Raw genomic sequence first — 18,980 nt, forward strand, 5'->3', positions numbered from 1 at the left:
CGTCTTGGTAGAGGGGGAAGGCTTGTGGGGCACATTGGATCCTCATCTGCAATGTCGGTGACGGGACAGGGGTGTCTCTCATCAACCCCTCTTATAGCAAGCCGCGGTAGCGAATAAAAATTAAGATTGCCGCCCAGGATCCCAGCGCCACCTTGATCGCCACCAAAATATTGAGAATCGGGATCCAGCCACCGCTGAAAAGGGATCCCAGCTCGCCCTTGGGCAGCTCCCAACCGGCCAGGGCGATGACAGCCACGCCGATAAACGTCACCACCGACAGCTTCTCCCACATCGCGGCTTGCCACCGCTTGTAGATGGCCTCCATCCAGGTCGAAGAGGCGGTGATCGCCACCAAGCCAATTGCCGTTCCTCCCGCCACGCCGGCGGCAAACCCCCCACCCGGCGTCAGGTGACCCCGAATGGCCAGCTCCACCCCAATCAGGGCAGAAATGGTGGCCCCCACCCGCGCCAGCACGATCGAGGGAATGTCGGTAAATTGAGCTACATTGGCCGTCGGTCGCTCATCCGCCAGCAGGTATTGCGCGCCCAGAATTGCCGCGGAAAATACAACTACTTCGAAAACCGTGTCGTAAAGGCGGTTGCGCAAGATCAAACCTGTCACCGTATTGGGCACGCCGCTTTCTCCGGCTAGAGTCGATACAGGTTCAACAGCAGGCAAAACAGCTCCTGCATCGGCGACCACGAGCTGCAATGCTGCCAGCAGCACCGCCACCCCATACAACCACCTCATGGCAAGAAGACCTCAGAAAGCAGGGCTTGTTGCGCCAAGATGGCCTGCAGGCGGGGCACGCGCGTTACCAAGCGATACTCTGCCACCTCCTCATCGGGCTCAAGGGCAATGGTGTGCACCTCTCGGCTGTGAAGGGCAGCCAACAAGGCCTCTGAACTCCCATAGACGGCCAACTCCAAACGCATGTGGTACCGCTGTAGTGCTTGGCGCATCTGCTGTAACAACTGCTGTGCTGCTGAGGTACCGGCCTCCAACACAGGACTGCCTTCGAGAACGCCCAAGCGCATACTCAACGAGGAACGCACCGCGATGGCATAGAGCGTAATGGAAAGCATGGTGCCCACCAGCGCCTCGGTGAGCGCCACATCCGCCGCCCCAAACAAGGCATAGATCAGAGCAGCGATGGATCCCAGAATGCCGCGCATCACCAAGGCATGATAGGGATTGGTCTGGGTCACCACCAAGCCTGCCGTCAAGGGCAGCAGCAGGGCGATCACCAGCAACAAGGTCTCTTCCATCCTGTCCTCCTATAGGGACTTGCGCTGCGAGCAAAACGCCAGCACATAGCCCAAGATGGTGTTCCAAATGGCCAAGGAAATCAGCGCCAACACCAGCAGAGGCCACTCCCTTGGGATCCGCAGCAACAGCCCCAGTATGATGCTCATGGATCCCAGGGTGTCGGACACCGAAAGGCCGTGCAGCTTAAACAAAATCGAGCGATCCCCAAGGAGCGGCGCCGTTCCCCACAGCCAAAACAGCACCCCGATCCCAAACAGAAGATAGCTGAGAGCTTCCATTAAGATTTCCATATTCCCCAGACTAAGAATATCTTTAGAGCATTTCCAAGCGCTTGAGCACGTGGGCCAGCAGCATCAGGGCCGCGTTACCCACCGACAAAATCAAGACCCCCACGATCCCGATCATCCAGTCATCCCGCACCACGGATACCACCAAAACCAGGATGGCCGTCTTGGTGGATAAGCTGGCAAAAGCCAGCATCGTCTGCCAAATATCCTCCTTCAGCCAGGCGGCATACAGCGGCAGGCATAGGGTCAAAGTCAGCAGAAACAGCAGTAGGTTCACGCCTCCTCCCGTGGTTTGAGCAGATGCACCTCGTAGGTGCCTTGGGCATCGCAATTGAGCACAATGGTTTTGGGCGTAAAAGTAATCAAAAAGATATCGAGAAACACCAGCCCCGCCGAACGATTGGGGAGAGTTTGTTTGTATACAACCTCCTCTACGGTGTGGGGCCTGAGGATCATCTCAAAGGCCTCCCAGTAAGCTTTCGGAACGGCGAAAACAATCTCCTTGAGCACCCGTCCCCAATCCCGCCACCGCACCGGCGCAGAGGCCTGACGAGGCAGCAGCAGCGTCGCCGCCACCCCGATGGCCACATTGTCCCAGCTCAGATTGCCCGTCAGCAGGAACCAAATCAAAAGCCGCAGGCCAATTTCCAGTAAGCCCAACTCAGGGTAGCGTCCCATAATTCCACCCAGCTAACAAAACCCAAACCAACACCAACACCAACACCACACTCAAGCCGCCCACCACAGCCTCCAGCCCCTCATTCACCGACCTTCTCTGCCAAGGGATCCGCTCCCAAAACCAGCCCAGGGGGATCCCGGCACCCAAGCTGAGCAGTGCCTTAAGGAGATTATCGACGTCGTAGGCCGCCGGCAGCCAGCCCCAGAGCAAGCCGCCGCCCCAAAGGGCCAAGGCCGCCTGGTCTTGCCAACTGGAGGGGATGTTCCCGCTGATTTGAGAAGGAGATGACCGCAGCACTCGCACAGCCACACAGGTGGTGCCGATGGTAACCCCAACCAGCAGCCACTCGTGCCAGGGATCCAGAGCCGACAAGGTGAGGGCCTTGGCTGCATACCCCAAACTGCCGGGCACCCCTGCCAGAGAGGCCGCCCCCAAGATCAACATCGGCCAGCGCCAGCGACTCGTTATCGCCGTCCCCACAAACAACAGAGGCTTTGCCAACCCATGGGCCAGGCCGTACAAACCTGCCCACTGAGGGGCGGCAATTACAAATCCCATCTGCGAGACCGAGCTCCAGGCCAAAAGGCGCTGGGGCGTGCTGGCCATCAAAGCCAGGAGGATCCCAAAAACGGCTGAGCCGGCGCTCAAGTAGGACAACCCCTGGGCCAAGGCCGGCGAAGCCTCGCTGCAGTGCACCAAGGCCATGGCACCTGCTTTGGTCGTAAAGCCGCTGAGCACCGCCGCGATAACGGGATCCGCGGTGATGTAGGTGAGGGGCAGCCACAGGCCGGCGACGAAGACCGCCCCCTTGGCCAAAAGACCCACGGCAATCAGCGCCAAAGCCGTGGGGGTAGCCATGGCCAAGCTGCTCATCGCCAGGGATCCGGTGCGCACGTAGACCAGGATTGCGCCCATCAAGTAGAAGAGCATGGCCACATTGCTCATGAACAGGTAGCGCAGCCCCACCCAAAGCTGGCGGTCGCGATGATCCCCTGCCGTCGGCTGGGACTCAGCCCGGCGCCCGTAGGTGAGCAGCAAAAACACACCAATGCTGAGCACCTCTAGGGCAACATAGACACTGATCAGGTCGGCGCTGATGACGACAGCGTTGGCGCTGCCGTGGACGATCAGCAACTGCATGGCCAGAAAGCGGCTGCCCACAAAGCGCCGATCCAGATACAGCGCCACCCCCAGCGTTATCAGTCCATGGGCCAAGAGCATGGCTGCTGCGTTGGCGTCGATCCGCAGCGTCACCCCGAAGTGATCCAGCAACTGAAGCTCTAACGGCGCCGCAGTTGTTCCCGGCAACCCCCCCTGGTACACTGCATAGGTCACCGTCAGCGCGGCCATCCCCACCAAGCTGGGACGGGTCAAGGCGGGCATCAAGTAGGTGGCAAAGGCAAACAAAAAGGGTAGCGCCACCCAGACTAGCGTCAGCTCAGTCATCGGTAAAAGTGCTCCGCCCCGCTGACGCGACCGCCTGTTCGATGCTCTCCACTTCGAGGGTGGGATGGTTGCGGGACAACTTCATCACCCCCACCAACATCAGGGCTTGTACCGACAGACCGATGACGATGGCCGTGAGAATGATCCCCTGAGGTACGGGGTCGGCATAGTCCAGCTCGCGCCAGGGCTTGTAGATAGGGGTGAACACACCGCTGCGGGCGGCCCAGATCACGAAGAAGGCGATGACCCCGGTGCTCATGACATCCATGGCCAGGATCTTCATAATGAGATTGCGCTTGACCACGACTCCCCAAAAGCCAAGGAAGATCGTGAGGGTGATGGCGGCATTTAACATGGGCACCTCGCTTGCTGCGCTCGAGCCATCCGGTTGCTAAGTCGTTCATTTCGTCCCGCTTACGCGATCAGTATCCAGCTTCCGCGGTCGCAGCAGCTAGAGGGCCGGTGCCAGACAGTCTGTGGCAGGTTGCAACCCTGCCGGGATCTCAATCTCCCCAACAAGGCCGGATCCCGAAGTCGAAAGAGTTGCAGATCCAGGTAGGCAGCTTGAGCCAACTGCCGGTCAGCTCTGGGGCTTGGTGGGATCCTGGTCATACACCTCTCATAGCAAAGTCAGAATCAATGGGGGCTGCTCGCAGTTTAGGCTGTTTTTACTTATGCTGGTGGGACGAAGTTCCGGGTTCTGCAGCAGCAGCTCCCTTGTGAGCGACAGGTCGTCGAGACCCTCCCCGCCGGAAAAGCCTCCACCCTGGCTCAGTCCTGCCCCTGGATGCGGATACGGTTGGAGCTGCTGCCGGAAGCATCGTTAATTTGCGTTAGAACTATACTACAGTCGGCTATCATGGAGCCGAGACTTTCCTCTGGGGGTGAGTCCCCTTCAGCGATCTTCAACTATGCCCACTCCTGTCGACCCTGCCCTGCCTGACGTTCCGGAAAGCGAGGTTCGCAAGCCTGAAGACTCCTCCGTCCCGTCGACGCGAACAATTCTGGCGGCCCGTGAGCCTTTTTTGGGGGTGGTGCGGGATCTGGTGCGGGCCTACCAAGCCTTTGAAAATTATGCCGGGGTTCACATTCGGCAAATGGGGCTGACCGCCCCCCAATTTGATGTGTTGGTGACCCTCGGCAACACTCCCGGCATGACCATGAATGTCTTGGCCCAAAAAACCCTGGTTACCAAAGGGACACTGACCGGCATTGTGGATCGTCTGGAACAGAAGGGGCTGGTGCGCCGGCAAGTGCCGCCAGAGAACCGCCGCTGCTTCAGGGTCGTGCTGACAGAGGCGGGGGAGAAACTGTTTGAGGAAATTTTTCCGGCCCACATCGCCTACTTGAAAGAGCGCTTCCAAAAGTTGGATCCCTCCGAGCTGGCGGAGATCCAGGCCTGTCTCAAAAAGCTGCACGCTATTTTCTAGGATGCACCCTTAGATTTTCTCTTAATTGAGCCGGTTGACCAGAGACTCCCCGAGCCGGGTCTCTAGCCTTGTTCAAATGGCTGTCCCAGGGCTGCCGGCGGAGTGGCTCGCGCCGCCTGCTGAATCCAGCGCCGCAGCCGAGGTGGGATCCCGCGCAGACCGTACTCCCACCATTCCCCGGAGGTGAACACCAACACCAAAATCATCAACACAAAGGGAGCCACCGTAAAAACTTGGGCGGGCACGGCGCGGATGGTGGTCTGGGCAACCCCGGCAAAGGACTGCAAAATGCCGAACAGGTAGGCCCCCAAGGCCACCCGTAAGGGGTTCCAGCCGCCGAAGATGACGATGGCCAAAGCAATCCAGCCGTAACCTGCTGTGTGTCGGTGGCTCCAGCCGGCCTTGAAATCCAGCGAAAAAGCGGCTCCTGCCAAGCCCAGCAGGGATCCTCCCACGAGGGTGTAGACATAGCGCCAGAAAATGACATCGGTGCCACGGGCAAAGGCTGCTGCCGGCTGTTCTCCCATGGCCCGCAGCATCAGGCCAGGCCGGGTGCGATAAAAAAAGAACCAAGTTCCCCCAATCAGCGCATAGCTGGCATACAGCAGCAGATCCCTTCGGAACAGAAGTGGCCCCAGCAGCGGCAGCCCAAAAGCCCAACACCAGGCTTCCCGTCAGCTTGGCCACGGCGAACCCAACCATGGCAGCCAGCATGATCGTCCCCTCTGCGGAGAGATTGATCACCCCTGCTCGCTCGGTGATGGTTTCTCCTACACTGGCGAAAACCAACGGTGTGGCGGTGGCAATGGCAGTAGAGAGAATGGCGACCAGTTGAGCAGCGTTCATTGCCTCACCCCAACACCCAAAGCATCCAGACCACCCCTAAGGTGACAGCGCCAAACAGGGCATAGCTGATCTGGCGCAGCGGCTTCAGTTGCATGGCATGCAAAGCTTTGAGCCAGTCCAGCCCCAAAGATTCCACAAAGCGATCCAACACCACTTGCATGGGGTAGGCGTAAACCGATCCCTGCTCCTTGAAGTTCACCAACACGATCAGCAGCGTGGCGTAGCCCCAGAGACCGCCCCAGAGCACAGCGCTCAACCCGATTAAAATTGGCTCGAGCATCGACCGAAAAACATGGATTGAGCCCGCTTGGGATGCCTGCCCATTGCCGACCGCCTGCTCTTCCACCTCGATGGCTCGGCTTTCACGCACCCATCGAGTCCTAAGGTGGTGCAGAAAATCTCCCCGGCTGTTCGCGATGCGGGCGCGTTGCCGCACCACCTTAGCTTTTTCTTGGTCTTTCAGAGCCTTTTTGTTTGCAGCTCAAGGACTTGTAAACTACCCAACTCCGACCGCTAGGCGGTAGGGAGCGGGGCTCCTGCGGCTTTTAGCTAAAGGTGGCGGGTATCTGGAGCTCCTCCCCCCGCTGCTCAGGAGAAACAAGCTGGTCAACCCAACATCTACCAGCGGCAGCGCCTCAACCGTGGGGTCAGCCACCCGTAGGGAGATAAACCGCTAGAACACTTGGCCACGGTAAACCCGCTGCAGAGCCGGGGTGACCGAATAGCGATCGATATCGGCCAGGCTCAACTTCAAGCGCAATGTATTGAGCAGTCTCCAGTAGGGAGGCACAAAAGCTTTTTCAGTGAGAAGTTGGCCGGCAGGAGAGGGATCCCCGCAGCGGGCAACCGTCTCCACAGGGCAGCCGCGGTAGCGGACCGGACGAGCTTCAAGACGAGCCGAGCGCAGATCCCGTCCAGGCTCCACCGTCAAGCCGCGAAACTGGATTGCCCCTGGACGAGAAGCTTGCCGGTAGCACAGGTAACGGGCCCAAAGCTGGGCCAGCCCCTCCGGCAAAGTCTCAGGACGAACGTGGAAGCGCTCCGGCAGCAGGCGGTCGTTGAAAAAGCCGATGAGACCAGACCAAGCTTGCCAGAGGAAAGCTCCCACAAGGCGGGCAACAGGAAAGGAGGAAATCTTCATGGTCGAAGCCGAAAAAAGACTTAAAGAACCCAAAAGACCGGTGATGGAGAAAGGAATTGCCAGCGATTATACCAGCCCGGATGAAGGAGGATGCTCACCGTGAACACTTGCCCACTCAATAATTATTTGTTCTGCTCACTCGAAAGCTGAGGCCGGCTTGCGGTCGAGCGTGTTGAGTCGCCAAAATCCATCGACTACAATAGGCCCAAAGCTCGGGTGTCGCTTTCTTCTTCCCATCTAGGGATTCCGAGAGCGCACCGACCGGCAAACTTGCTTCAATGGCCACTGCACTAAGGGGATCGACGGATTATGACCTGGCGCGGCAACATCACTCCCATCGATCGGCTCTGGGGATCCCTTCCCTACCTTTTGCCGTTGGTATCGGCTCTGCCCTTCGGCTTTGTGCCCTCTGGTTTGTTTCAATCTCTGCCAGGTTTGATCCCCATTTTTAGTCCGCTGCTGCGTTTGCTGCCTCTGGCCACGGGCTGGCTGGGCATGGGGCTGTTTTTTGCCCTACTCTTTTTCGTAATCCGCAACGGCCGCGTCGCCCATTTTGTTCGCTTCAACACGATGCAGGCGCTGCTGCTCAACATTGCCCTGTTTTTGGTGCAAGTGTTGATGCAGGTGTTCGCTATGCTCTTTGGCAGCCTTGGTTTGGCGGCGCTTGTCAGCATTTTGGCCACCACTGCCCTGCTTGGGGTAATCGCTGTCACCCTTTATGCTTGGGTGCAGAACGTGCGCGGTCACTATGCCGAGGTGCCGGTGCTCTCCGATGCCGCCTATGCTTGGATTCGCTACTAACAGTTCTCAAGTTGAGGGCTTGGTTGCTGATTTGACGACTTCACTGGAGCCTGAGCCGGCTGTTGCAGCTTTCAAGGATTGCAGGAGGCTGGGGTGCCGTCGGATTTGACCTCTGATGTTGGCCCAACCCTCACCCACCTGGACGCTTCCGGTCGGGTACAGAGGGTGGAAGTGGGACACAAGCCCCTGGCTGCCCATTTGGCCACTGCCCAAGGGCAGGTACGCATGTCAGAAAGGACTTTAGAGGCCATTTTGGCCGGTCAAGGGCCCAAAGGGAATGTGGTGGAAGCGGCTCGGCTGGCCGGGATCATGGCCGCCAAGTGCACTGCCGATCTGATCCCGCTGTGTCATCCTCTCCCCTTGACCAGCATCACCGTGGATCTGGATCCGGATCCCCACCTGCCCGGCTTTCTGATCACCGCTACGGCAAAAACCACAGCTCAGACCGGAGTGGAGATGGAGGCTTTGACGGCGGTTGCAGTGGCTGCCCTCACCCTGTACGACATGGCCAAGGCCTTGGAAAAGGCGATGGTGATCGAGAATATCCGCCTGTTGTGCAAGTATGGGGGAAGTTCCGGGCCTTCTGGGTTCGATCAGAATAGCCCGTCCCAGTGAGATGTTGAAGAGGTTGCACCAACCGGGAGGGCTTATTGGGATCGCGCTGCTGGCCGGGGTGCTGGCACTGCTCTGGCCAATGCTGCAGCGGGGCTACCCCATCACCCATTCCACCCACTTCAATCTCAATTGGGCCTTCCAGTATCAGCGCCAGTTTTTCGGCGGGCAGTTTTACCCCCGCTGGCTGGAGTATTCCAACTTTGGCTATGGCAACCCCACCTTTGCCTTCTATCCGCCCCTGTGTATGGTGGCCACTTTGCCCTTTCGAGCCCTGGGGCTGGACATGCTCGGCTCTTTGGTGGCCAGCATGGGCCTAGCGATGGCGGTCTTGGGGCTGGGGCTGTACCTTCTGCTGCGGCAGGTGCTTCCTTGGGCTTTGGCGCTGGTCTTGGCCCTGCTGAGCATGGCCGGCCCCTATTGGCTGGTGGATATCTACCAACGGGGAGCCATAGGGGAAGTGTGGGCCATTGCCGTCTCCCCCTGGATTTTCTGGGCCTCGCTGCAGACGATCTGCCGGTTGCAGGCCCTTTGGCCGGTTGCGGCTTTGGCCCTGAGCTACGGCCTGCTGGCGCTGTCCCACCTGCCCACCTTGCTGGTGTTTACCCTGATTTGGCTGCCTCTGCCTTGGGTGTTGGGGCGAAGGGATCCCTTCTGGCCCAGGGTGGGGCGCTGCTACCTGGGGTTTGGGCTGGGGCTGGGGTGGACGGCGTTTTATCTGCTGCCAGCCTTTTGGGATCAGCGGCATGTCCAGGTGGATTTTGTCAACTTTACCGAGGAGTATACGCCCCACCATCGCCTGATGGTGAGCGGGCTCATGCAGCTGCAGCCGCGCTGGACAGAGCACTGGTTTGAGAGCAACCTGGTGGGGTACTGGGTTTGGATGGCGGCGGTTCTGGGAGGAGTTGGGATCCTGGTTTTTTGGCTGGCCCGCCGGTCGGGGAGGAGTTTCTCCTGCCAGGAAAGTGGTGCTGCCGAATCTCTTGCCAGAGCCACCCTGCTCTACAGCTTGGGAGCCAGCCTGGTGGCGCTGCTGATGATGACGGATCTGCTGGCTTGGCTCTACGAGTGGGTTTTGCCCCTGCGGCGGATTCAGTTCTCCTGGCGCTGGATGGCGGTAACGGCGGTAACCGTGCCTTGGCTAGTGGGATCTCTAGCTGGGTGGGGATGGGGGCACAAGCGCTGGCGGCTCCCTTTGCTGGTGGGGCTCGGCCTGGCCATGGCAGTCCAAACCTGGCAGGGCTTGCAACTGGTGTCCAAAGCCGGCTTTGATCCGCCGCTTGTCCAAACTTTTCAAGAACTCGCTGCAGCCAAGCAGTTCCCCAACGAGCCCCAAGAGCGGCCGGGCATTGCTTTCTTGCACATGCACTGGCGCTTTCCCGATGGGCTGGCGCTGGTGGATGCGCTGGAATACCGGCCCCGCCAGGCGACGCTGCCCATGCCGCCCCCACAGGTGGATCCGCTGCTGCAGTGGCAAGGCGAGGTAGAGGATCCGGCGGCGCGGCTCCAGGTGGAAGAGTGGCGCTACGGCTACCGTCGCTTTCGGGCGCTTAACCCCACCGGTCAGGAGCAAGCTGTAGTCTTGCGCACGTTTTACTACCCCGCCTGGCGGGTACAAATTGATGGACGGTTCAGAGCTGCTGAATACAACGAGCCAGGGCTGTTGCAAGTGCGGATCCCGCCGGGGGAGCACCGCGTGGAGGTGCGCTACTTGGGCACGGCGGCGGACTGGCTGGGCTGGATCCTGACCGGCGTGGCAGGAGTGCTGCTGGTGGAGTTGCGGCGGCTGCTCCGTCTGTTGGGGTTGAGGACAACAGAGGAGGCAACACCATGTTGAGTCGCGTGGCCGATTCCATCTACTGGCTCAACCGCTACGTGGAGCGGGCCGAGAACATTGCCCGTTTTATCGATGTCAACCTAAACCTCATCCTCGACTCACCTAGTGGCACAGCTCAGCAATGGGATCCCATCATCTCCACCACTGGGGATCAGGAGCTGTTTTACCAGCGCTACGGCCAGGCGACCCAGGAAACGGTGATCCAGTTTCTGGCTTTTGATAGGGATTATCCCAACTCGATTTTTTCCTGCTTGCGGCTGGCACGGGAAAATGCCCGCTCTGTGCGGGAGATCATTTCTTCGGAAATGTGGGAGCGGGTGAATCGCTTCTACTTAATGGTGAAGGAAGCTGCTCAACAGTGGCCGCATCTGAGCCAGCTCCACGATTTCTTCACGGAAGTCAAGCTGGCCAGCCATCTCTTTGCTGGGGTGATGGATGCCACCATGACCCACGGGGAGGGGTGGCACTTTGGACAAATCGGCCGCCTTTTGGAACGGGCCGACAAAACGGCTCGCATTCTGGATGTTAAGTATTTTATTTTGCTGCCTTCTGTACAGGATGTGGGCACGCCCCTGGATGAATTGCAGTGGATTGCTCTCCTAAAGTCGGCCAGCGCTTATGAAATGTATCGAAAATACAGCCGCCAACACCGCATTAACCCTAGAGAGGTGGCCTCTTTCCTGATTTTGGATCGGCAATTTCCCCGCTCCATTCAGTTTTGTCTCATTCACGCCGATCGCTCCCTACACCAGATTACTGGAACCCCTGCTGATACTTGGCGGGATCCCAGTGAGCGGGCTTTGGGACGGCTGCGCTCTGAGCTGGATTATCTCACCATTGACGATATTATGGAGCAGGGCTTACACGAATTTCTCGACAAGTTGCAATTGCAAATGAATTACGTTGGCGATTGCATCTACGAAAGTTTCTTTGCCATTCGCCCTTTGCAGACGGCTGACCCCCCTCTGCTCCTGCAGCGCCAAGCTTAGCCGAAACCCCTCACCCCCGGCCCCTCTCCCAAAGGGATAGCCCAAGCGCTCCGCGCCGCTCACGCGACCACCCCCGGCCCCTCTCCCAAAGAGATAGCCCGAGCGCTCCGCGCCGCTCACGCGACCACCCCCGGCCCCTCTCCCAAAGAGATAGCCCAAGCGCTCCGCGCCGCTCACGCGACCACCCCCGGCCCCTCTCCCAAAGGGAGAGGGGGGTTAATCTCTTTCACGGCTGTTGTATGCTTGCATCTGGTCAGCTGCCGGGGCAAAGGCGGTGCAGAGCACTGGGGAGGCCGGGAATTGCCGCACCGTTACTGGCGGTAGGATTGATGGAAGTTGTTGCTGGTTGGAGAGTGGGGTTGGAGCAGCAGCCGCGAGGGATCGACCAGGCAGCCTTTGTGGCCGCCAATGCCACGCTGATTGGTGATGTGCAGCTCTCGGAAGGGGTGAGCATCTGGTACGGGGCCATTTTGCGAGGGGATCTGTCGCCGATTGTGATTGGCCGCCGCAGCAACATTCAAGACGGGGCGATCCTGCACGGGGATCCGGAGCAGCCGACCTGCATCGGCGAGGAGGTCACCGTCGGCCATCGGGCCGTCATCCACAGCGCCCACATCGAGGCGGGATCCCTGGTGGGGATTGGGGCCGTCATCCTCAACGGAGTCACCATCGGGGCGGGCAGCATGGTCGGGGCTGGAGCGGTGGTCACCCGCTCGCTGCCGCCCCGCTCTTTGGCAGTCGGGATCCCGGCCAAGGTCATCCGCACCCTGACAGACCAAGAGGTGGAGCAGTTGCGCCGCCACGCCGAGCACTATGTGGATTTGGCGCTGCAACACGCCCGTCGTTTCGCCAGATGGCCGGGCCCTGCTGCTCCGGCCTAAGCCTACCCTTCAGCAGCGGGGATCCCCGCAGAGCACCCAGGTATCTTTGCTGCCGCCCCCTTGGGAGGAGTTGACCACTAGGGATCCCTTTTTGAGGGCCACGCGGGTTAGGCCGCCGGGATGAACGTAGATCTCTTTGCCGTAGAGGATGTAGGGCCGCAGATCCACATGGCAGGGCTCCAGCCTCAGCCCCTCTCCCCAATCCACGAGGGTGGGCACGCGGGAAAGACACACAACGGGCTGGGCGATGTAGTTGCGGGGCTGGGCGCGGATTTTCTCGGCAAAAGCGGCCCGCTCCTCCGGTGTGGCCCGCGGTCCCATCAGCATGCCGTAGCCGCCCGACTCATTGGCCGCCTTCACCACCAACTTGTCCAGGTTCTCCAGCACATAAGCTTGATCCTTGGGATCCCAACACAAGTAGGTGGGCACATTGGGCAAAATCGCTTCTTCTCCCAGGTAGTAGCGGATCATCTGGGGCACATAGGCGTAGATGACCTTATCGTCTGCCACTCCTGTCCCCAAGGCATTGGCAATTGCCAGCCGACCCGAGCGATAGACCTCAAACAGGCCGGGTACCCCCAAGAGGGAATCGGGGCGAAAGACCAGCGGATCGATGAAGTCATCGTCGATGCGGCGGTAGATTACATCCACCCGTTGCAGGCCCTTGGTGGTGCGCATCTGCAAATAGCCATCGGCCACCACCAAATCCCGTCCTTCCACCAGCTCCACCCCCATCTGCTGGGCCAGAAAAGAATGCTCGAAGTAGGCGGAGTTGTAGATGCCGGGGGTGAGCACCACCACTGTCGGGTTGGCCAGGTGCGGCGGCGTCAGATTGAGGAGGGTATCCAACAAGTGGCTGGGGTAGTCGTCCACCGGGCGGATCCCCATCGTGTTAAACAGCGAGGGAAAGGTGCTTTTCATCACCCGCCGGTTTTCCAGCACATAGGAAATGCCCGAGGGGCAGCGCAGGTTGTCTTCCAGCACGTACCAAGTCCCGTCCCGATCCCGCACCAGGTCGGTGCCGGTGACGTGGCACCAAATTCTCCCCGGCGGGTTGAGCCCAATACAAGGCCGCAGGAATCCTTTGGCCGTCTCGACCAGCTCAGCAGGGATCACCCCATCCTTGAGGATCTTCTGGTCGTGATAGACGTCGTCGATAAACAGGTTCAGGGCATGGATGCGCTGCTTCAGGCCCTGCTCCAGCCGCTGCCACTCAGAGGCTGAGACGATGCGGGGAATGATGTCGAAGGGGAAAATCCGCTCCGTGCCCTGGCTGTCGCCATAGACGTTGAAGGTTACCCCCATCTGAAAGAGGGCTGCCTGGGCCGCCGCTTGCCGCTGCTGCAGCTCTCCTTCTCCCAGCGAATGCAGGCGCTCAATCAGCGGGATCGCCTCAGGGCGAGGCCGACCGCGCCCCACAAACAGCTCATCGTAAAAACCTTCACCTGGGTCATAAGTATCAAAACGCACGTCGGGATCCCTCGAACCCTACCCTGTTTTACTGTGGGCGGCTCTGGATTTGCCTAGTGTGCTTCCGGCTACTTTTACGGTTATCGTGGTGGAAGTTAGGACAGGGGGTATACCGGTTGCCCCCAGTCAGCCAGAGTTGTCAAGGTTTATGGTGGCGAGCGGTACTTTCTCAGCTTTGTTGTCAATGTAGTGTAGAGGAATGAACCGGACACCCTCTTTTGTAAATCGGCCCCTCATCGGCGTTACTACCCCCAGCCGCAACGGCCAGGGAGATTTTGTGGCGCCGGGCCGCTATGTGGATGCCCTTCGCGCTGCTGGCGGGATCCCCGTTCTTTTTCCCCCAGGCGAAAGTGAGCCACAAGCGCTGCTGGCTGCGGTAGATGGGCTGGTGTTGACAGGAGGCGGCGACCTTTGCCCCAGCACCTACGGAGAGGATCCCCAACATCCCCAGGTGCGTCACGTCAGCGCCGAGCGGGATCGCTTTGAGATGGCCTTGGCGGCAGCCGCGCTGGCGCAAGGGATCCCGGTCTTGGGCATTTGTCGAGGGATGCAGTTGCTGAACGTGGTCAGCGGCGGCAAGCTGATCCCCCATGTGCCCGACGTGTACGACGAGCTGGATCATTTCAACCCCGCCGATCGCAAGCCCGTTCGCCACAGCGTCAGCCTCATCCGCTCCACCCGCCTGCAGCAAATTGTCGGCGTCGACGCAATCTCCGTAGTCTCTTGGCACCACCAGGCTGTTTGGGGGGTGCCGGCGGGCTGGCGTTTGGCTGCCTGTTCTCCCGACGAGCTCATCGAGGCCATCGAGCACGAAACCCATCCCTGGGCCATTGCCGTGCAGTGGCACCCCGAGTTCACCTTTGAAGAGGCTGAGCATTTTCGCCTGTTTCAGGCCTTTGTGCAGGCAGCGCTGCAGTTTTCGCCGCGCCTGGCCAGCCCTGAAGCAATGCCTCAGGTTGCCTAGGGATCCTGTGCTGCTGCTGGAGAAGAGGCGGGGGCTTATCCCTCGCGATAGCCAGGGGAGAGCCCTTGCTATGCTTTGCCCAGTGCCCCCAAAAGAGGGCCTATGAGCAGGAGACAGGCACTGGCTAGAGCAGTTCTGGGTGTCTTAGCTTTTTTCGGTTTAGGTTTTGGCTGTAGTCCCAGCCCTTGGCTGCGCCAGTTTGGCACCCCTTCCTCTGACGAGGCTCGCGCCATCGCAATTGATGGAAAGGGAAATATTTGGGTGGCGGGGGTAACGGAGGGAAGCTTTTTGGGCCAAAGCTCGGCAGGGGGTGGCGATGGTTTCTTGCGCAAGTACAATGCCTGGGGCCGAGAGCTCTGGACACGGCAGTTGGGCACCCCTGCTTTAGACGAAGTTGTGGCGGTGGCAGTGGACAGGAGAGGGAACACCTGGGTGGCAGGAGTGACCTACGGCGCTTTCCCTGGCTACAGCAATGCCGGCGCAAAAGACATCTTCCTGCGTAAGCACGATCCCCAGGGTCGGGAGCTCTGGACGCAGCAGTTGGGCGGTGCTGAGCCTGACCAGGTCACTGCCATTGCCGTGGATGGCAAGGGCAATGTCTGGGTAACCGGGAATAGCGGAGGCAAGAGCTTTGTGCGCCAATACAACGCTGACGGCAAACCGCTCTGGGTCCGCGAGCTAGGGGCCCAGGTCACTGCCCTGGCCGCCGATGGGGCAGGAAATCTCTGGATAGCCGGATTCGTCCGCGACCGCACAAGGGCTGGCGGCTTTGTCGGCCAGTATGATCCCAGCGGCAACCAGGTTTGGCTGCGCCAGTTTTCCAACAAAGGGGGCGACGGCACTCTTGCCATCGCTGTGGGAGAGGAGGGAAATGTTTGGGTGGCGGGCTATACCCAAGAGGCTCCTGCTGGCCAGGCCTTGCTCCAGGGGTACAGTGTCTTTGTGCGGCAGTATGATCCCTACGGCAACGAGCTCTGGAGCCGCCAATGGGACGGCGCGCAAGGGGAGCGCCCTCTGGCCATTGCCGTGGATAGGCTCGGAAGGGTCTGGGTGGCAGGATCCACCCAGGGGATCCCTGCAAGTCGCAGCGATGCCTTTGTCCGCCTCTACGATACCAACGGCGGCGAGCTCTGGCGCCACCAGTTCGGCAGCGCCGACTTCGACTGGATCCAGGCCATGGCGCTAGACCAAGAGGGCACCCTCGGGGTGGTAGGTGTAACCTGGGGATCCCTCGCCGGAGAGCCCCATGCTGGTCTGAAAGATGTCTTTGTGCTCAAGTACGGCCGTTAGATTGACACCCCCACCGCCTCAAGGCGTAGGGTTCTCACGTAGTTCAAACAGGCGCTGTCAAGACGCCTCTAGACAGTCCCCTCAGGAAAAGCCCTGCTCGCGTCAGCAGGACGGCGTCCTCTCGCGTCTCGGACGCCTGCACCAGTCGGTTTTTTTCACCGTGATTAGCTGCTGGCCTGGGAACGGTACGCCTTTTCGGCAAGTATACCCTTGGCAATTACGAGCTTTTCCGCTCCCCACGCAAGTGCGGGGCTACCAAGCTATCCTTCTGTGTAGTCTCAAGGAGATGGCGGGGCGCCTGGCGCTGGCTCTATGCACCGGATAGCTGCTTTGCCGGGGGGATGGGATCCTTCCCAAGGTGGGGTCATTTTCCTGGAGCAGGATCCTGCGCCCATCGTTGTCCTGTCGGCAGCCGACACGGATCTGACAGCCTTGAGCGCAGCCATGCGCTTGGTGCCGGCTGATTTCCCGGCGGTGCGGGCGGCTAACCTCTTGCAGTTGCAACAGCCTCTCAGCATCGACGACTACGCCGAGAAGGTGTTGCGGCAAGCTCAGGTGGTGCTCCTGCGCCTGTTGGGGGGAAGGGCCTACTGGAGCTATGGTCTGGAGGTGGCCAAAGAGGTAGCGGCAGCAGCGGGAGCCACCCTGATTGTGATCCCTGGGGATGACCGCCCCGATTGGGATTTGGTTAGCCACTCCACCGTGCCCCTGACAGTGGCAGACCGGGTGTGGCAGTACTGGCTGGAAGGAGGGGCAGCCAATGTGGCGGCTTGCTTGAAATTCTTGGCCAGGGAGTTTCTGGGACAGGAGTACGCCGTGCCAGAGCCGCAGGTGCTGCCCCGGCTGGGGATCTACCATCCCCCCCTATCCCCCCTCAGGGATCCCCAGGCCCCCAAGGTAGGGATCCTGCTCTACCGGGCCCATGTTTTGGCGGGGAATACGCAGCCAATAGATGCCCTGGCCAACGCCCTGCAGGAGCGGGGGTTGCAGCCGCTGTGTCTGTACACCTATGGCCTGCAGGAACCGGACTTGCCGCAGGCCATCCGGGAGCACTTCGGCGGCCAAATTGAACTTTTGTTGAACACCACCAGCTTTTCCCTGGCCCGCCTGGAGAGCGAGCAGCCCGATGTCCGCCTCTGGCAGGAGCTGGATGTGCCGGTTGTGCAGGTGGTCTTGAGCAGTGGGTCGCGGGAGCGCTGGGAGAACTCCACTCGGGGCTTGGGGGCGCGGGATCTGGCCATGAACGTGGTGCTGCCGGAGGTGGACGGCCGCATCCTCAGCCGCGCCATCTCGTTCAAGACGGTTCAACAGTGGGATCCCCGCCTGCAGACGGAGATCATGGCCTATGAGGCTGTGCCGGATCGGGTGGCGTTTGTGGCCGAGCTGGCGGCCAACTGGGTAAAGCTGCGGCGCACTCCTGCCAACCAGCGCCGTCTAGCCTTGATTTTGGCCAACTACCCCAGCCGGGATGGACGGCTGGCCAATGGGGTAGGGTTGGATACACCGGCAAGCTGCGTCGAGATCCTCAAGGCCCTGGCGCAAGCCGACTACCGCGCCTGTCCACTGCCCCAGAGCGGAGATGAGCTCATCCGCTGGCTAACCCAGGGCCAAACCTATGATCCGCTGGGATCCCTACGCCCGGCGCGGCAGGTGCTGCCGGCTGCCCTCTACCGGGAGTGGTTTGCCCAGTTGCCCGCCGCCGTCCAGGACAATCTAGTGCGGCAGTGGGGGGATCCGCCCGCCCACGACATCCCCATTGTCGGCCTGCAGTTGGAGCATGTTTTTGTCGGCCTCCAGCCGCCGCGGGGCTACGACCAGGATCCTGCTTTGAACTACCATGCCCCGGATCTGGCGCCGCCCCACGAGTACCTCGCCTTTTACCTGTGGCTGCGGCAAGCGTTTGGCGTGCAGGCGGTGGTGCATGTGGGCAAGCACGGCAACCTAGAGTGGCTGCCTGGCAAGGGATCCGCCCTTTCAGCCACCTGCTACCCAGAAATAGCCTTGGGGCCTCTGCCCCACTTCTACCCCTTCATCGTCAACGATCCTGGCGAGGGATCCCAGGCCAAGCGGCGGGCTCAGGCTGTCATCCTCGACCACCTCACCCCGCCCTTAACCCGCGCCGAGCTCTACGGGCCCTTGGCGGAACTGGAGCGGCTGATGGACGAGTACTACGAGGCCCAGCAGATGGATCCTGGGCGCTGCCCGCTGATCCGCGCCCAGATCCAGGAGCTTGCCTGCCGAGAGCACATCGACTTGCAGTTCAACCTGGATAAGGAAGAAGACTGGGGCCGCCTCGATGGCTACCTCTGCGAGCTCAAGGAATCCCAGATCCGAGATGGACTGCACATCTTTGGCCGCACCCCCACTGGCGAGCAACTGGTGGATCTCCTGCTAGCCCTGGCCCGCTACCCGGGCTCTGGCCAGTTGGGCCTTACGCAGGCCATCGCCCGCGACTGGGGTTGGGACTGGGATCCCCTAGCTGCCGACCTCACGGATCCCTGGCCGGACAAACCGCCGGCCTAAAAGTCGCTACCGAATTGCAAGGGAAAGCTCGCCGCCTCAATCCCTAGCCCCCCTCTCCCTCAGGGAGAGGGGACGGGGGTGAGGGACGCTCTGGGAGAGGGGCCGGGGGTGAGGGGCAAACTCAAACCGAGAAGCCTCAGCAGGCGTTCTAATAGCGAGATTGGAAGTTGCGCCGCCGCTCGCCGCCGTTGGCGTTACCAGAGCGGAAGCCTGAGGTGGGGCGTTCTTCCCGCGGACGAGCCTTGTTGACCTTGAGGTCGCGGCCCATCCATTCTGCGCCATCCAGAGCGGCAATAGCAGCCTGCTCTTCGGCCTCAGAACTCATTTCCACAAACCCAAAACCGCGGATGCGACCCGTCTCCCGGTCGGTGGGGATCTGCACCCGCTTCACAGAACCGTACTCGGCAAAAACAGCGGTCAAATCCGCTTCTGTCACCTTAAAGGAAAGGTTGCCTACATAAATCGACATCGACGATCTCCGAAAGAGAGAGGAACAAAGGGCGAGATATTCGGA

22 protein-coding genes and 1 pseudogene are annotated in these 18,980 nt (G+C 60.4%); 11 read left to right on the forward strand and 12 right to left on the reverse strand.

Translation table 11 applies throughout. The features are described 5' to 3' along the window. Nucleotides 1–91 precede the first annotated feature (91 nt). The 7 genes from NW851_RS02955 to NW851_RS02985 are packed head-to-tail and all read right to left on the reverse strand — an operon-like array spanning nucleotide 92 to nucleotide 4,037. Nucleotides 92–751 carry a Na(+)/H(+) antiporter subunit B gene (locus tag NW851_RS02955; protein ID WP_414336986.1) on the reverse strand — a complete coding sequence of 220 codons (660 nt, stop codon included), beginning with the start codon at nucleotides 749–751 and terminating at the stop codon, nucleotides 92–94. After that, nucleotides 748–1,269 carry a DUF4040 domain-containing protein gene (locus NW851_RS02960; RefSeq protein ID WP_414335433.1) on the reverse strand — a complete coding sequence of 174 codons (522 nt, stop codon included), beginning with the start codon at nucleotides 1,267–1,269 and terminating at the stop codon, nucleotides 748–750. Before NW851_RS02960 ends, NW851_RS02955 begins: the two co-directional genes overlap by 4 nt. Nucleotides 1,270–1,278: 9 nt before the next feature. Further along, nucleotides 1,279–1,560 (reverse strand): monovalent cation/H(+) antiporter subunit G, encoded by a 282-nt coding sequence (locus tag NW851_RS02965; RefSeq protein ID WP_414335431.1) that lies wholly within the window; start codon nucleotides 1,558–1,560, stop codon nucleotides 1,279–1,281. A gap of 22 nt (nucleotides 1,561–1,582) precedes the next feature. Further along, nucleotides 1,583–1,834 carry a hypothetical protein gene (locus NW851_RS02970; protein ID WP_011430584.1) on the reverse strand — a complete coding sequence of 84 codons (252 nt, stop codon included), beginning with the start codon at nucleotides 1,832–1,834 and terminating at the stop codon, nucleotides 1,583–1,585. Then, on the reverse strand, nucleotides 1,831–2,235 hold the full coding sequence (locus NW851_RS02975) for a Na+/H+ antiporter subunit E (RefSeq protein ID WP_414335429.1): 405 nt from the start codon (nucleotides 2,233–2,235) through the stop codon (nucleotides 1,831–1,833). The genes NW851_RS02970 and NW851_RS02975 overlap by 4 nt, the downstream gene beginning before the upstream one ends. Then, nucleotides 2,219–3,682, reverse strand: coding sequence for a cation:proton antiporter (locus tag NW851_RS02980; RefSeq protein ID WP_414336988.1), 1,464 nt, complete (start codon nucleotides 3,680–3,682; stop codon nucleotides 2,219–2,221). The genes NW851_RS02975 and NW851_RS02980 overlap by 17 nt, the downstream gene beginning before the upstream one ends. Beyond that, entirely contained in the window at nucleotides 3,675–4,037 is a 363-nt protein-coding gene (locus NW851_RS02985; protein ID WP_414335437.1) for a cation:proton antiporter subunit C, read from the reverse strand. The genes NW851_RS02980 and NW851_RS02985 overlap by 8 nt, the downstream gene beginning before the upstream one ends. 556 nt (nucleotides 4,038–4,593) lie before the next feature. Here NW851_RS02985 and NW851_RS02990 point away from each other — a divergent pair. After that, nucleotides 4,594–5,112 (forward strand): MarR family winged helix-turn-helix transcriptional regulator, encoded by a 519-nt coding sequence (locus NW851_RS02990; RefSeq protein ID WP_414335425.1) that lies wholly within the window; start codon nucleotides 4,594–4,596, stop codon nucleotides 5,110–5,112. Between the two features lie 62 nt (nucleotides 5,113–5,174). Here the strand turns inward: NW851_RS02990 and NW851_RS02995 are convergent, their stop codons facing one another. Then, nucleotides 5,175–5,651 (reverse strand): ABC transporter permease subunit, encoded by a 477-nt coding sequence (locus NW851_RS02995; RefSeq protein ID WP_414335424.1) that lies wholly within the window; start codon nucleotides 5,649–5,651, stop codon nucleotides 5,175–5,177. A 161-nt stretch (nucleotides 5,652–5,812) separates the two neighbouring features. Between NW851_RS02995 and NW851_RS03000 the strand changes: the two genes are divergently transcribed. Further along, nucleotides 5,813–5,947, forward strand: a complete 135-nt coding sequence (locus NW851_RS03000; RefSeq protein WP_414336990.1) for a hypothetical protein — start codon at nucleotides 5,813–5,815, stop codon at nucleotides 5,945–5,947. A 15-nt stretch (nucleotides 5,948–5,962) separates the two neighbouring features. On the opposite strand, the gene NW851_RS03005 is transcribed toward NW851_RS03000, so the two are convergent. After that, nucleotides 5,963–6,397 carry a hypothetical protein gene (locus NW851_RS03005; protein ID WP_414335422.1) on the reverse strand — a complete coding sequence of 145 codons (435 nt, stop codon included), beginning with the start codon at nucleotides 6,395–6,397 and terminating at the stop codon, nucleotides 5,963–5,965. A 234-nt stretch (nucleotides 6,398–6,631) separates the two neighbouring features. Next, nucleotides 6,632–7,099 carry a hypothetical protein gene (locus tag NW851_RS03010; RefSeq protein WP_414335420.1) on the reverse strand — a complete coding sequence of 156 codons (468 nt, stop codon included), beginning with the start codon at nucleotides 7,097–7,099 and terminating at the stop codon, nucleotides 6,632–6,634. Between the two features lie 309 nt (nucleotides 7,100–7,408). Here NW851_RS03010 and NW851_RS03015 point away from each other — a divergent pair, with 309 nt between their 5' ends. The 5 genes from NW851_RS03015 (at nucleotide 7,409) to NW851_RS03035 (ending at nucleotide 12,219) form a co-directional block, all read left to right on the forward strand. Next, nucleotides 7,409–7,900, forward strand: a complete 492-nt coding sequence (locus NW851_RS03015; RefSeq protein WP_414335419.1) for a Tic20 family protein — start codon at nucleotides 7,409–7,411, stop codon at nucleotides 7,898–7,900. A gap of 105 nt (nucleotides 7,901–8,005) precedes the next feature. Further along, nucleotides 8,006–8,515, forward strand: coding sequence for a cyclic pyranopterin monophosphate synthase MoaC (gene moaC / locus NW851_RS03020; RefSeq protein WP_414336992.1), 510 nt, complete (start codon nucleotides 8,006–8,008; stop codon nucleotides 8,513–8,515). A 1-nt stretch (nucleotide 8,516) separates the two neighbouring features. Further along, on the forward strand, nucleotides 8,517–10,349 hold the full coding sequence (locus NW851_RS03025) for a hypothetical protein (RefSeq protein ID WP_414336993.1): 1,833 nt from the start codon (nucleotides 8,517–8,519) through the stop codon (nucleotides 10,347–10,349). Next, on the forward strand, nucleotides 10,343–11,338 hold the full coding sequence (locus tag NW851_RS03030) for an alpha-E domain-containing protein (protein ID WP_414335413.1): 996 nt from the start codon (nucleotides 10,343–10,345) through the stop codon (nucleotides 11,336–11,338). Before NW851_RS03025 ends, NW851_RS03030 begins: the two co-directional genes overlap by 7 nt. A gap of 329 nt (nucleotides 11,339–11,667) precedes the next feature. Continuing rightward, nucleotides 11,668–12,219, forward strand: coding sequence for a gamma carbonic anhydrase family protein (locus tag NW851_RS03035; protein WP_414335411.1), 552 nt, complete (start codon nucleotides 11,668–11,670; stop codon nucleotides 12,217–12,219). 9 nt (nucleotides 12,220–12,228) lie between these two features. Here the strand turns inward: NW851_RS03035 and NW851_RS03040 are convergent, their stop codons facing one another. After that, nucleotides 12,229–13,689: a circularly permuted type 2 ATP-grasp protein gene (locus NW851_RS03040; protein ID WP_414335409.1), complete on the reverse strand. Its 1,461-nt coding sequence runs from the start codon at nucleotides 13,687–13,689 to the stop codon at nucleotides 12,229–12,231. Between the two features lie 199 nt (nucleotides 13,690–13,888). Here NW851_RS03040 and NW851_RS03045 point away from each other — a divergent pair, with 199 nt between their 5' ends. The 4 genes and pseudogenes from NW851_RS03045 (at nucleotide 13,889) to cobN (ending at nucleotide 18,466) form a co-directional block, all read left to right on the forward strand. Beyond that, nucleotides 13,889–14,653, forward strand: a complete 765-nt coding sequence (locus tag NW851_RS03045) for a gamma-glutamyl-gamma-aminobutyrate hydrolase family protein (RefSeq protein ID WP_414335407.1) — start codon at nucleotides 13,889–13,891, stop codon at nucleotides 14,651–14,653. A 102-nt stretch (nucleotides 14,654–14,755) separates the two neighbouring features. Further along, a pseudogene (locus NW851_RS03050) lies at nucleotides 14,756–14,929 on the forward strand (SBBP repeat-containing protein); the annotation flags it as partial. Between the two features lie 12 nt (nucleotides 14,930–14,941). Continuing rightward, nucleotides 14,942–15,943, forward strand: a complete 1,002-nt coding sequence (locus NW851_RS03055) for an SBBP repeat-containing protein (protein ID WP_414337038.1) — start codon at nucleotides 14,942–14,944, stop codon at nucleotides 15,941–15,943. A gap of 312 nt (nucleotides 15,944–16,255) precedes the next feature. Next, nucleotides 16,256–18,466 (forward strand): cobaltochelatase subunit CobN, encoded by a 2,211-nt coding sequence (cobN, locus tag NW851_RS03060; protein ID WP_414336995.1) that lies wholly within the window; start codon nucleotides 16,256–16,258, stop codon nucleotides 18,464–18,466. Nucleotides 18,467–18,614: 148 nt separating this feature from the next. Here the strand turns inward: cobN and NW851_RS03065 are convergent, their stop codons facing one another. After that, on the reverse strand, nucleotides 18,615–18,935 hold the full coding sequence (locus NW851_RS03065) for an RNA recognition motif domain-containing protein (protein WP_414335402.1): 321 nt from the start codon (nucleotides 18,933–18,935) through the stop codon (nucleotides 18,615–18,617). Between the last annotated feature and the right edge of the window lie 45 nt (nucleotides 18,936–18,980).

The organism is Synechococcus sp. H55.7 (assembly GCF_047462395.1).
Lineage (GTDB): Bacteria > Cyanobacteriota > Cyanobacteriia > Thermostichales > Thermostichaceae > Thermostichus.